Source organism: Neobacillus sp. NPDC097160, from assembly GCF_044762155.1.
Lineage (GTDB): Bacteria > Bacillota > Bacilli > Bacillales > Cytobacillaceae > Neobacillus.
The window spans coordinates 54,809-67,932 of record NZ_JBIWDU010000020.1 but is presented as its reverse complement, the minus strand read 5'-3'; the positions used below and the strand labels follow the sequence as shown (position 1 = coordinate 67,932).

The 13,124-nt window shown below is 43.0% G+C and carries 12 protein-coding genes; all 12 read right to left on the bottom strand.

The genetic code is table 11. The features are described 5' to 3' along the window. Positions 1 to 24 precede the first annotated feature (24 nt). Positions 25 to 870 (bottom strand): aspartate/glutamate racemase family protein, encoded by an 846-nt coding sequence (locus ACIQXV_RS24255; protein ID WP_402963132.1) that lies wholly within the window; start codon positions 868 to 870, stop codon positions 25 to 27. Positions 871 to 1,098: 228 nt separating this feature from the next. Next, positions 1,099 to 2,472: an FAD-dependent oxidoreductase gene (locus tag ACIQXV_RS24250; RefSeq protein ID WP_402963129.1), complete on the bottom strand. Its 1,374-nt coding sequence runs from the start codon at positions 2,470 to 2,472 to the stop codon at positions 1,099 to 1,101. 15 nt (positions 2,473 to 2,487) lie between these two features. Further along, on the bottom strand, positions 2,488 to 2,925 hold the full coding sequence (locus ACIQXV_RS24245; protein ID WP_402963126.1) for a GlcG/HbpS family heme-binding protein: 438 nt from the start codon (positions 2,923 to 2,925) through the stop codon (positions 2,488 to 2,490). A 23-nt stretch (positions 2,926 to 2,948) separates the two neighbouring features. Then, on the bottom strand, positions 2,949 to 3,686 hold the full coding sequence (locus tag ACIQXV_RS24240) for an SDR family NAD(P)-dependent oxidoreductase (RefSeq protein WP_402963296.1): 738 nt from the start codon (positions 3,684 to 3,686) through the stop codon (positions 2,949 to 2,951). 27 nt (positions 3,687 to 3,713) lie between these two features. Then, entirely contained in the window at positions 3,714 to 5,135 is a 1,422-nt protein-coding gene (locus tag ACIQXV_RS24235) for an FAD-binding protein (protein WP_402963123.1), read from the bottom strand. A gap of 29 nt (positions 5,136 to 5,164) precedes the next feature. Next, a complete protein-coding gene (locus ACIQXV_RS24230) occupies positions 5,165 to 6,052 on the bottom strand; it encodes an isocitrate lyase/PEP mutase family protein (RefSeq protein WP_402963121.1) in 888 nt (295 codons plus the stop codon). 48 nt (positions 6,053 to 6,100) lie between these two features. Further along, positions 6,101 to 6,970, bottom strand: a complete 870-nt coding sequence (locus ACIQXV_RS24225) for a bifunctional riboflavin kinase/FMN adenylyltransferase (RefSeq protein ID WP_402963118.1) — start codon at positions 6,968 to 6,970, stop codon at positions 6,101 to 6,103. Between the two features lie 55 nt (positions 6,971 to 7,025). Beyond that, positions 7,026 to 8,198: an acyl-CoA dehydrogenase family protein gene (locus ACIQXV_RS24220; RefSeq protein WP_402963115.1), complete on the bottom strand. Its 1,173-nt coding sequence runs from the start codon at positions 8,196 to 8,198 to the stop codon at positions 7,026 to 7,028. Between the two features lie 20 nt (positions 8,199 to 8,218). Further along, positions 8,219 to 9,706: an FAD-dependent tricarballylate dehydrogenase TcuA gene (gene tcuA, locus ACIQXV_RS24215; RefSeq protein ID WP_402963113.1), complete on the bottom strand. Its 1,488-nt coding sequence runs from the start codon at positions 9,704 to 9,706 to the stop codon at positions 8,219 to 8,221. A 58-nt stretch (positions 9,707 to 9,764) separates the two neighbouring features. Next, positions 9,765 to 10,718, bottom strand: coding sequence for a VOC family protein (locus ACIQXV_RS24210; protein WP_402963110.1), 954 nt, complete (start codon positions 10,716 to 10,718; stop codon positions 9,765 to 9,767). 14 nt (positions 10,719 to 10,732) lie between these two features. Continuing rightward, positions 10,733 to 11,572: an alpha/beta fold hydrolase gene (locus ACIQXV_RS24205; protein ID WP_402963107.1), complete on the bottom strand. Its 840-nt coding sequence runs from the start codon at positions 11,570 to 11,572 to the stop codon at positions 10,733 to 10,735. Positions 11,573 to 11,798: 226 nt separating this feature from the next. Then, positions 11,799 to 13,112 carry an MFS transporter gene (locus tag ACIQXV_RS24200; RefSeq protein WP_402963104.1) on the bottom strand — a complete coding sequence of 438 codons (1,314 nt, stop codon included), beginning with the start codon at positions 13,110 to 13,112 and terminating at the stop codon, positions 11,799 to 11,801. Positions 13,113 to 13,124 lie beyond the last annotated feature (12 nt).

The window sequence follows — 13,124 nt, the reverse complement described above, 5'->3', positions numbered from 1 at the left end:
ATTAGTTATACTGGAATCTGAAAATTATTTTTCCACAGCATGAGCAGATAGGCCGCGATCATTTTTGGGGTCTGGATTCGGCTCTAGTCCGTACATTTCCCTTAGTCGTGCAACTGCATCAGCAGGTGGTTTTGCATTGAAATAGCCCCGTCTAGTCATATATACCCCGGACACTCTCCGCAAATCTGCCAGCGACTCACACATTTTAATTCCTGCTCCGAACGAATCAACGATTGGTACATCCCCAATCCTTGAAATGCCATGAGTGGCTAAGAATACATTCATCGGACCTTCACCAGGGACAATAACATCCGCCCCTTCGGAAATAGCCTTTTTAGCAGCCTTCTTAAACGAATCAATGACAGGCTCAGGATCGTTAAATCCTGCTAAAACTGTGTCAAATCCTGCTTCGGTTTGAACGATCGGTCCTAATTTGGCACCAAGTCCATAGCGGGCAGCATTTTGCCGGAGTTCATCTGCCAGTGGTGCTAAGAAATTGACGACACCAATACAATCGCCGAGCATGGAGGCCATATGAAAGGAAGCTTGCCCATAGCCTACTACGGGAATATCCACCAGTGTTCGTGCCTCTAAAAGTCCAACGTCTGGAATAGTCGCAATGAACATCGCATCGTAGCCTGCCGCTTCAGCCGTAAGAGCCGCCCGGACAAACTGTTCGCGATGCAGGTTTTGCAAGTAGGCATGAGTGATAAATATTCCGGGATAATGAGTTGGGTACGTTTCCTCTGTCATCCCGTGTAAAACAACCTCTACGTCAGGACGGGCGATCCGGTTTACGTGATTTATAATCGCATCACGGTATTGCGGGACCTGATCAATCGTAGTAAGACTTTGATGCCAGATTTTCATCTATACAACCCCCATTTTGATATTTTTTAAAAAATACTCGTAATATTTATCAATCCATTCGCCGTATTAATGTGAAAACTACTACAATTTTAAAAAAAAGTAATTTATTTCTCGAAGAAATGGAGTTTATTTGCGAAACTAGGCTGTTTATTTGCGAAAGTACTTCATTTATTTGCGAAAGTACAGGTTTTATTGGCGAAACAACACATTTTATTTGCGAAACTATGATTATACGGTTAATTCAGCTAAAGCAGCTAGAACAGCAAGCCGGCCAAATACGACCGCTTTCCCTAACGAGCTTCCTGTCATATAACCAGCACCATGGAATCCGCCGGTTATTTCACCAGCTGCATACAATCCTAGAATTGGCTCCTTATAAGAATTCACAACCTGCCCTGCAGCATTCACGGCTATGCCCGCATAGGTTGCCAGCATGGCGACTGTTGAATCAAATGCATAAAAAGGTGCTTTTTCAATCGGGGTTGGCTTCCCATAGTTATGTGTCAAGGTCTTCCTGCCAAAATCAGGGTCCTCCCCGGTTTGAATCCCGTGATTGTACCTTGAAATGGTCTCTTCCAACACTTCCAATGGCACATCAATACAATCAGCCAATTCTTCTAATGTGTCAGTCACATATAGAAGCCGGCGGCGCCGAAGCAATTCCAGGTCATAAAGCGGGTCATCAAATACACTCTTGTCCATTACCGTTTGGTCCCAAACCTGATAGGTGATTTGATCAGGCTGCTCGAATGCGGCCTTACCTAATAATTTATAGGAAATAGATTCGTTGACAAACCGCTTCCCGAGCTGGTTAACGATAATTCCTCCCTTGTAAAAAGCCAATCCTTGAGACTTCACCGCACCAGAAGCAGTGGGATGGAAACCGAAAGTTCCATTCAAATATGGAAGATCTTGAACCCATGCACCGTGCTCCCAGGCCATCTTTAATCCATCCCCTTGATTACCTGCACCGCCAATCCGTAATGCGCCATTTAACTGGGGAGCAAATTGCTGTAATAACTCCTCGCTTTTCGCAAAACCGCCGGATGCTAGAATGACCCCTTTGGAGGCTAAAACCCTAAGCTCCTCCCCTTCAAACTCATATAGGACGCGATCAATTCTGCCTTCTGTGTTCTTCAGCATTCTTTTTGCAGGGGCATTGAAACGAACGGTTACATTAGGAAGCATCTTAACAATTCTATATAATGACTGAATGGCTTGATGCGGGTCGATAATGTGCCCTCTTGGAACACTGTGCCCGCTTACCGCTTCAAGCGCCCTAAACTCAATTCCATGATCAACAAGCCATGAGTAGGTCTCATGCTGGTGACGGCCATAGGTACTTACCAACGTAGGGTCATTCACTCCTCCGCCCACTTCCATCATGTCGGCTAAAAGGGATTCAGTGGAATCGATGATGCCTGCCGCGTCCTGCATATCTGTCGCAGCAAAGGCCATATAACCTGAGCTCAAAACCGTGCTGCCGCCAAGCGTATCCTGCTTTTCAAGCAGAAGGACGTATGCCCCCTGCTCACCTGCCTCGACCGCAGCACATATCCCCGCTAAGCCGCCGCCCAATATAACTAAATCATAGGTTTCCATCGGTATATACACCTCTTACTCTAATGTATTTAACACTTCCAAGGCAGCCTGGCATACCTGCATATCATGTGTATAGTGTCCACCGCTGACCCCTACTCCACCTATCAGTTCGTTATTAATTTTAATTGGATAGCCGCCGCCAAATATGATTAATCTAGGTGTGTGGACAATACCATGCAGCAACGGCGGATCATCCTTGATTCTGTCGTACCATTCATGTGTTGCTCTGTTATAGGTCGCTGCAGAAAATGCTTTATTTTGCGCAATCTCTAAACTTAAAACTGGCGCGCCATCCATCGCGGCAAACGCTTTTAAATTTCCAACCCGGTCCACAATGGAAATACTAAACGGCATCCCTAGTTCTTCCCCTTTAACTAATGCGGCCTCTAGCATTTTATTAGCTAATGCTAGACTGATATTTTTTGATTCAATTGCAGGTGTTAACTTTTCCATTTTAAAATCCCCTTTTCAACTTGTTATAGATTTACTGGTCGTCCGTTACCAAATGCTTCAATCGCCGCAGCGGTTACTGCTTTCATTTTTGGCAGACATAAATCAACAATTACATTTGCCAGATCAATTGGCTGTAACCAATTTTCTTTATTCACTTCCGGTGCAAGATCCTCCATCATTTTGGTGTCAACAGGACCTGGACACACCGCATTCACTCTAATTTTGTATGGCTTTAATTCTTCACCCAAGGCTTTTGAGAATCCAATAACAGCATATTTTGAAGCAATATAGGCACTTCTATCCGGTCCGCCTTTTGTTCCCCAGATAGATGAGAGATTGATAATCACTCCATCTCTCTTTTCTTTCATCTGCGGGACAACTGCCTTAGCACATAAATATACCCCGCGAATATTAATGTCTTGAACGAAATCCCATTCTTCCACCGTTGTTTCAAGGAACGGCTTTAGAAGCATCACGCCAGCATTGTTTATTAAGATATCGATGGGACCCAATTTCTCTTGCGTTTCTTGGACTGCTCTATTAATATCATCTTCATTGCGAACATCTCCAATGAGAGAAATGGCTTCCCCGCCAAGTTCGCCATTAATGTAATCTGCTGTTTCATCACTTTCAGATTGATTGTTTGAAAAAACAGCTATTTTCGCGCCTTGCTTCGCTAAAAGAAAACATGTTTCCCTGCCGATTCCTCTGCCGCCTCCTGTTACAAAGGCTACCTTTTCTTTTAATTCCAAAAAGAACACCCTTTCCATGAAAGCCTTTCACCAAGATTAAACCTCAAGCTTCTTTGCATCCGTTACGTATGATACGGCATGTTCACCGGCCCGGCGGCCAAACACAAGACCTCTAAGGACAGATGTTCCGCCCGGGTATTTTCCGTAATATAATCCCGCTGTTTCACCCACCGCATATAATCCTGGAATTGCATCATCATCTTGTGATAAGACCCGGCCAAACGTGTCAGTTGCCAGCCCGCCATTTGTAAAAACATTGGAGCAGACAATTGGGTAAGCGATAAATGGTGCCTTATCAATCGGAATCGCCCAATTGGATTTTGGCGGTGTGATCCCGACAGCTTGTTTTCCATCCTTTTTATCCCAATGAAATTCTCCCGGCTGTACCGCAGCATTATATTCTTTAACAGTGGCAGCCAGCTGATCAGCCGGCACCCCAATCTTTTCAGCCAGTTCTTCAAGTGTTTTTGCCACAATCGCAGGTTTATCCGTTTCCACTGCCCGTTCATAATTTGGAATCTGATACATCTTTTGATCGCCAATCATATATGCCACGTGACCAGGGAGATCGTAGAATATCTTGCGGGCAACCTCTTCATATTGCTCGTCGATAGTGGTCACCCCCTCATCAACAAAACGCTTTCCATTTTGGTCGACCAAGATAAAGTAAGGGTAGGTCATAACGGCTGCCTCTTCCCGCTTACTTCTCGGATCCACCGGTTCAGCGTGGAATGAATCAAATTGTCCAGCTGTTTTTGAACCAATTGCCATAGCCATCCGAATGGCTTCCCCTTTATTGAACAAACCACCCTCAGCTACTGTTCGAATTTTATGGGCATCCTTGCCAACATATTGGGCCATCATTTCCTGATTTCCTTGGAATCCTCCTGCCGCTAATACAACTGCACCGACTTTTAATTGGAGGGAAGTCCCACCCTTAACGCGCACCATAAGTCCATTGACTGCTCCTTCATCATCAAGCAATAATTTCCAGGCAGTGGCTTCGTAAATAATCTCTACACCAAGTCCACCTGCACGGCGGGATAAAGTATCAACAATCGCACGTCCCCCGCCTACCGGGAGCAACCGCGGCCTTGATGCCGTTAAAAACATTGTCGGCAAGTAGTCGAATTCCACCCCTTTTTCCTTTACCCACCTGAGTGTGCTCCCAGCATCATGTGCGAGAGTTTCTATGTACTCCCGATCGGAATAGTTGTCTGAGAAAGCCATCATGTCTTCCACAAAATTGTCGGCAACCTCATCCAGATTTTTCATTCTCATATAGGAGGCTGTCCACCTTGAATTGCCTCCCCGATGGTCATAATCAGCCCGTTCTAGGATTGCAATTTTTAAGTTTTTATTTGCATTTTTAGCAGTTTCTGCGGCAGATAGCGCAGCTGAGGTTCCGGCCACTCCGCAGCCAATTACTACAATGTCATAATCTACTTCTTTTACCACGTCAACGTCCTCCTTTTTAGCCACTCATCTTATCTTTTCATTACCGCTTGATTTTCTGAATACTTTTCTTCCCACTCTTTGATCTGAGTGAGCTTAAAGAGTGATTGTCTTTCTTCCCAGGTACAGATCAAGTTATGGACATTTTCTTGTGACCCTTCTGCTTTTAAAATTTTTAAGGATTCCGTGATTCCTTTGATGGCTGAACGAAGGACGGTGTTCGCGCAAAGCATGATTTTAAATCCAATCTCTTCAGCTTCCTTTAAAGAAATGAGCGGAGTTTTACCGCCTTCCACAAGATTAATGATTTGAGGAATCCCTTTTAATGAACTGGTGATTTGCTTCAATTGTTCAATTGTTGTCGGTGCTTCCACAAAAATGATGTCGGCACCGGCTTCTTTATAGGCATGTGCCCGATCTAATGCATCTTCTAGGCCATTTACAGCTAATGCATCTGTGCGAGCAATGATGGCTAGGTTTGAATCATGTCTTGTATCCACAGCAGCCTTGATTTTCCCAACCATTTCTCCTTTGGATACCACATCTTTGCCGTTGAAATGACCGCATTTCTTAGGTGAAACCTGGTCTTCCATTTGAATGGCTGCCACTCCTGCACGTTCAAACTCACGGACGGTCCGGATCACATTAATGGCGTTGCCAAAACCTGTGTCCCCGTCCACGACAATCGGAATCGTCGTGACATCTGCCATTCGAGTAACGATATCAACCACTTCTTTTAATGAAGTTAGACCAACATCTGCCCACCCTAATTGGGCATTGGAAATTCCAGCCCCAGTGGCGTATATCGATTTAAAGCCGATTTCTTCTATTAATCTAGCTGACATGGCATCATAAGCACCAGGCAAAATAAAGGAACCTAGTTCTTTCAATAACGTTTGAAACTCTTTTGTCTTATTCACTGTTTACAGTCCCCTTTTATAAAAAATAGGATATGTCTTTCTACAATTTCAACCACTCCAGACGAAATTGAATTTCGCGGTGTGAAACCATTCTTCGCTACTGATTGACTCTTTCATTTCTTCCTTGATCCGTTGGTGCCATGTAATTGAAATAGTCGCATCACTATTCGGCAGTATTCCAGAAATACCCAGGGGCGGTATCAGTTCCTTTTCCCCAATGACAATCACTTCCATTTCCTGTGATTGGCATCCTTCTTTTAACGTGACAGCATATCTGCCAAGGGCTGGTAATGTATAGTAAGGACTTGCCTTTAGTGTGGAGCCGTCCCATTCACAGCCGACCTCATAGGGACGGCCTAAAAAGGCAGGCAAATCCTCCACGTTTCCCTTTGACAACCTTTCACGAATGCTGGTTGAACTGATCTTCTCACCGTTGCATTCGACTTTATTGACCTTCGTGACCTCGAGGATTCCCCCTGAATCACTTTTCAACCGATCCATATTCCCTGCACCACGAAAGCCATAGGTATAATCAAAGCCGGCAACCGCATGGATGACACCGAGACCGTTTAAGTATTTAGCAGCAAACTTTTCTGGCGACAGCGACGAGAATTCCCGGTCAAATTCGACAATATAAAAAATATCGACACCAAGTTCAGAAAATAGCTTCTCTTTATCTGAAAGCGGCATGAGATAATCTACCTTTGTTTTTCCATTTGATAAAACTGTTTTGGGATGTGGAAAGAAGCTCATGACAGTTAAGAGTAGATTTTTTTCTTTGGCTTTCCGATGAGCTGTTCGAATAACTTCACGGTGTCCGTTATGAATCCCATCAAAAAATCCAAGACCCATGACGCTAGGTTTTGCCTTTTGCTGCCAGTAGGTCAGATTATCAGGATTCAAATAAATGGTTTCCATACAGCCGCCTCCTTATAGAATTTATAGTTGTTTTTTTAATGCGGCTGTTTCCTCATTACCCATTAATCGATATATCGAAGCCAAATTGTGTCTTTCCAAACGCTTCTACCGAGTCTTCGTAAAGATTAGATCGATGTGTGCATACTGCCAAAATATCGCGTACGAACATTTCAATTGGATCTCCTTTAAACATAGAAAATCCTCCTAGTGTCAACAAAACCTTTACCGCAATGTCCGATACGTTCTTCGTAATCTTTGCCCTTATCGCTGCAAATTCACCACGTTTATCTTCTTTTCCCATTTCATAGTTTTCCAATAAAGAAATATATTTGTCTAATAGTCCTTCTGATTCGTAATATTTAATTGTTAATTCAGCCAATACTCCCTGATGCCGGGAATCCTTAGCGGAATTTCCTCCCATTCGGACCCGGTTTTCCGTTCGGTTCTTAAATTCCTGCAGTAAACGCTCAGCACCACCCAATGCTACCATTGGGAATCCGACACAAAAAGATGAGAAAAATGGAACATCATAAAGAGGATAGTCTGAATCATACCCCTGTGGCGGTCTGCCTGTACGATCTGCAACCGTAAGCCGTATTAGATGGTGCTTTGGAACATAAACATTATCGACAATTACCTGGTTGCTTCCTGTACCTCTAAGTCCTAACGTATCCCAATTTTCCACTATTTCCACATCAGATATCGGTATATTTAGCATGCATAGTTCAGTTTCTTCACTGTCATCCATTTTCATCTTCACTGCAAGAGCCACCCAGTCACTATACAAAATACCGCTTACAAAACTATACTTGCCGGTTATCCGGTAACCGTCCCCATCCTTTTCCACTTTCCCAATTGGAGCAAAAATATCTGCTATTAATCCTCCCTGATTCATTACATCTTCTGCTCCCTCTTCCGTCATATAAGCTACTAAACTATTATGAATGGAATAAAGAAAGGTTAACCATGCAGCAGATATATTATATTTTCCAACCGTGCGGATAATTTGGGAATACTCTCCTAATTTTACTTGTGGCTCGCCGTATTTTTTTGGCAGTAACAACTTGGATAATCGAGCCTCTTTTATCGCTTCAATGACATTTTTTGAAACGGTTTTGTTTTCATCTGCTTCTAGCGCTTCCGATTCTGCAATTTTTCCAACCTTTTCGGCCCCTTTTAATAACAAGGTCAAATCGGATTTGTTTTCATCCAAAACATTGTTTACCATATTTCGCACCCCTTTTTTATTTATCTACACTGCTGAATGTAACATGAAGCATTTTCACCAGCTATTTTTCCAAAAACAGACCCTGCCATTAAGCCGGCACCGCCAGGATAATTAAAGTAGAATAATCCGCCCACCAGCTCACCGGCCGCATATAATCCCGGAATCGATTGATATAAAACGTCCTGCACTTCACCGTTCGAATTTATTTTCAAGCCGCCAAAAGTAAAGGTAATGCCGCATGTAACGGCATAGGCTTCAAATGGTCCATCATCCAAGGTATTGGCCCAGTTGGATTTTTTAACCGCTAATCCTTCTGTACACCGTCCATCCTTTTCATTAGGGTTGAAGGGGATTTCTTTCGTGACAGCCTCATTGTATTCCTTTACCGTCCGTAAAAATCCTTCTTTATCAGCACCTTCAAGTTTCTCTGCCAATTCTTCTAATGTATTGGCTTTTACTTTTGTGACCTGTTTGCCTCGATATTCTTCACGCAATAGGCCAGACACCTTTTGATCAAAAACCTGCCAGGCAAATTGGCCGGGCTGTTCAAGAATCAGCTTGCCATATTTTGCGTACGTATAGTTGCGAAAGTCTGCACCTTCATCAACAAATCGTTTCCCATCAGCGTTTACCATAATTCCAAATGGATAGCTTAGCTTTTGGAAACCTTCAGTGAATTCTGGTAAATAGCGGTCTCCACCGACTGCGTGGCATCCTGACCAATTTCCGTAGCCAAGAGCACCAATATTTAGAGCCATTTGAATTCCTTGCCCAGTGTTATAGCGACTTCCCCTTGCATGTGCGAGGTCCCATTTCGGTCCTAAATACCGCGTCCGCATTTCAGGATTAGCATGAAAGCCTCCAGAAGCTAAAATCACCGCTTTAGCATGGACTTCCGTCGTTTTCCCTTTATGTTTAAAAATAACCCCGCGAACCCCATCGTCGTCATGAATGAGCTCTGTCGCCATGGAATTGAATAATACTTGCACACCTAGCCTTGCTGCTTCCTCATGCAGTGAGTCGACTAAACCTGGACCGCCACCGACCGATTCAGCAATCATGCCGCCCCAAAATTTGAACTTACCGTCGACTTTAAAGGCTTGGCGCCCATAAATCGGCACAAATCTTACCTTATGAGACACAAGCCATTTCATCGTTTCCAAACTCTTACCAGTTAGGAGCGAAGCCAGCTCCGGATCGGTTCGGTAATCCGTCATCCGGCACATATCATGAAAGAATTCCTCTTCCGTGTAGGATCCAAAGTCGGTAATCGCAAAATCTTCCACTGTAAGATCAGGCATGATTTGTTTTAAGTCCTCATTGCCGTCATAGGCAAACCGGATCGAACCATGTGTATAGGTGCTGTTCCCGCCTTTCTCCGCCTCTGGTGCCTTTTCTAGTACGATGACCGAAGCGCCATTTTCCCCTGCTGCTATGGCTGCACACATGGCAGCATTCCCAGCTCCAACGACAACAATGTCTGTTTCATAGGTTTTCGTTTCAGTCACAGATCTCTTCCTTTCTTTAAAAAAACTGACTCAATCAGGTGTTGAGTCAGCACTTTATTTAAGCTTCAATCGTCGGCTTATTCATTTCCTTATCACTAACAGAATCACCCCAATAGGTGTTGGCAATAGAGTGATCCTCTTCGGTCCATTCAACAGGTTCCCAATCTGGTTCAAAAATAAGGTAAGATCCGCTGAACAATTCAACACGGCATCCACTGCCTGGATCCATTACATATAAATAGAAGGCTTGAGAAACTCCATGCTTTCCAGGGCCAATAAAGTTGATCCCGTTTTCTTTTAATATATCGGCAGCCCTTAAAATATCTTGGGAATTATCTAACCAGTAAGAAATGTGGTGAAGCTGGTTCGGCGTTTTGGCTTGTGGTCTTGAAATGACCGCGATATCGTGAACTAAAGGAGTAACACTCATCCAGCCGGCAACAGTAATTTCATTATGGTACTTCACATATTCACGTAGTTTAAATCCTAATTGACTTCCAAGGTAATCAATTATTTCACCAACATCCATTGATGTAGCGATGTTCACATGATCAAATCTTCTAGGAGAACAGCCGCGGGCCCAAGCCTTGTAAGTTTGATTTTTCAAAACCGACCGTCTTTTTTCATCTGCTTTTGGTTTTTCAACGTCGTAGTAGATTTCAAAGGAATGCTGACTTGGCAGCTTAAATCGGATCGCTCTGCCTTGTCCCGTCTCTTCACCTGCTTCAATCCACTTCACTTCAGTTCCCGCTTTTTCAAGCAGCTGGGCAAATCCTTCGACATCTTCTGGCCGCTTTGTCCTCCAGGCAATATGATCAACATAACCACGATCACCTGCTGTTAAGGATAGGGAGTGATGCTCAAAGTCTCCCCAAGCACGCAAATAGTGGGTTCCGTTTTTTTCTTCTGTTACTTCCAAACCAATCACATCTCTGAAAAACCAAAGTGATTTTTCGAGATCCGGCGTGACAAGTGCTACGTGGCCTAGCTTTGCAATCTCAGGTAACGACATATTTCCTACCCCCATTAGAGTTTATTAGAAAAATAATTTTGAATTAAAAGATTAAAGCTATCTTTCTGTTCAATTTGTGTCCAGTGGCCGGTTCGTCCGTAAACATGCAGCTGGACATTCGGTAAGTAGGATAATAGATAATAGCTGGACTCCACAGAGCAAACCATGTCATCTCGGCCATGTACGAGTAAAACTGGATTTTTGATTCGCTTAAGAGCCGTGACTGGCACTGGTACTGCAGCTGTTGCAAATATCGATTCGTTGGAAAGATGGATTTCCGGGCGCATGGCTGTTTCATAACGAGTCTGTGCGAGAGCCTCAATTTCCGGTGCCAGTTTTTCATCATCAAAGACAAACCAGCTCATAATTTGACGCATTTTCTTTTCGGATGGTTTGTCGTAAAAACCTTTTGCACGGGCAAGCTCTGTACTAAGCTTTGTATTAGGCGTCCCACCTGGTCCCATCAGTACAACCTTATCAAATCGTTCCGGTTGTTCTAGAAGCAGTTCAAGTGCAATGGAGCAGCCTAATGAGTTCCCTACAACATGGGCTTTTTGAATCCCAAGCACATCTAACATTTCAATCAACTGATTGACCCAATGATCCATCCATCCCTGTCTATTCTTCGGAATTGGATTCGGGTGACTGCTATTTCCGAAGCCGAGCAGATCCGGTGCCAGGCAATCATATTGTTCACTGCAATCATTTAAGGCGTACCGCCAATTGGCCCAGGCGAACACACCAGGTCCAGAACCGTGCAGGAATAAAATGGTTTCGGAATTACCTTCACCCGATCGATTTAAATAGGTTTCATAGTTATTCGTTTTAATTAATTTTTGTGTAATATTTGACATACTAGATTTGTTCCTCCTTATTTTGGAATATTAAAAGCCTTTCCATTTCTTATATGAAAAATTTTTAACATGCTTTAATTTTAGAAAATTCACTATTCTCTTTCTAGAGAAAAAACTATTTGATTCCAACTACTTTTTCGGTAATTATTATTGGTTTTTACCAAAAAATGAATGAAACCGGGTTATTTAGACCCGGTAACATCAACTGGAAATAGTAGTAGGAATATTAATTTGGAATCTCCAATGCTCCTACATCTTTCTGATCATTTTTCACTATTTTTATGCTAAAGAGCGTAATCAAACTAACTAGCAAGAAGGCTGCAATGATGTACATTGCTTGTGTAAAATTGAATACCCCCATGATCATTGGTCCAACAAAACCACCTAAAGAGGAGAGAGTGCTTACTAATGCGATACCGGCAGGTGCAGTTGATTCCGAAAAGAAGAAGGTTAAATAGGCATAGAAGGTACCAGAAATGCCATATAAACCTGCAGAAGTAATCGAAAGCATTAAGACCATTAACGGTACGGTAGTTGCAAAAGAACAACCAATGAATCCAATCATTGCAACTGATACACAAATGCCCAAGTGCAGTTTATGTGAATTTGTTCGATCGGCATTCCAGCCTGTAAAAAGGATAGAAGGAATAGCAATAATTGAAGGAATCATCGCAAGCCAGCCGATTTGTAGGTTAGTAGTTGAAGAAGAAGATAAAGATTTAATAATCGTTGGCATCCAATAGGACAGGGCATTCACCGCGATAAAACCAGCAATATTAAATAGGGATAATTTCCATAGTTTTGAATCCTTTAACATACCAGTGTAGGAAGTTTTGTTTACTTTTGCGCTTACCTGTCGCTCCTTTTCTAATTCACCCTCAAGCCATGTTTTTTCAGCTTTCGTTAACCATTTGGCGTTAGCAGGCTTGTTCGTCAAGTAGAACAAAACGACAATACCTAAAATGACAGCCGGAATCCCTTCCATAATAAACATCCATCGCCAGCCAGCTAAACCGTTCCATGAGATATTATCCATAATCCAAGTTGACAACGGTGCTCCAATCAAACCGCTTACTGGCAAAGCTACAAAAAATAGGGCCGTTGCTTTTCCTCTCTCTCGGGCACGGAACCAATAGGTTAAGTAAAGAATAATCCCAGGAACAAAACCGGCCTCAGCTGCCCCAAGTAAAAAGCGTAAAATATATAAATGTGAGGCAGATTGAATAAATCCAGTACATATAACCACAATTCCCCATGTGATCATAATCCTGGCGATCCACAGACGGGCACCCACTTTGTGCAAAATTAAGTTACTTGGAACTTCAAAGAGAAAATAACTGATAAAGAATAAACCAGACAATAAACCAAATGTTTCTGCTGTTAGGGACAAATCGGCATTCATCTGTAACGCTGCAAAACCCAAATTAATCCTGTCCAAGAAGGCAACAACATAAAGAAGTAAAATAAATGGCAGGATTCTTTTCATCGTTTTCTTAACTGTGCTTTTTTCAAGAGCATGAATAGATGAAGCTTGTTTCAAATAAATTCCCCC

What these genes read in the sequence shown, in the direction of transcription:
- ACIQXV_RS24255 (WP_402963132.1), bottom strand. Translation starts at nt 870, where the DNA reads ATGAAAATCTGGCATCAAAGTCTTACTACGATTGATCAGGTCCCGCAA.
- ACIQXV_RS24250 (WP_402963129.1), bottom strand. Translation starts at nt 2,472, where the DNA reads ATGGAAACCTATGATTTAGTTATATTGGGCGGCGGCTTAGCGGGGATA.
- ACIQXV_RS24245 (WP_402963126.1), bottom strand. Translation starts at nt 2,925, where the DNA reads ATGGAAAAGTTAACACCTGCAATTGAATCAAAAAATATCAGTCTAGCA.
- ACIQXV_RS24225 (WP_402963118.1), bottom strand. Translation starts at nt 6,970, where the DNA reads ATGGAAACCATTTATTTGAATCCTGATAATCTGACCTACTGGCAGCAA.
- ACIQXV_RS24220 (WP_402963115.1), bottom strand. Translation starts at nt 8,198, where the DNA reads ATGGTAAACAATGTTTTGGATGAAAACAAATCCGATTTGACCTTGTTA.
- ACIQXV_RS24210 (WP_402963110.1), bottom strand. Translation starts at nt 10,718, where the DNA reads ATGTCGTTACCTGAGATTGCAAAGCTAGGCCACGTAGCACTTGTCACG.
- ACIQXV_RS24205 (WP_402963107.1), bottom strand. Translation starts at nt 11,572, where the DNA reads ATGTCAAATATTACACAAAAATTAATTAAAACGAATAACTATGAAACC.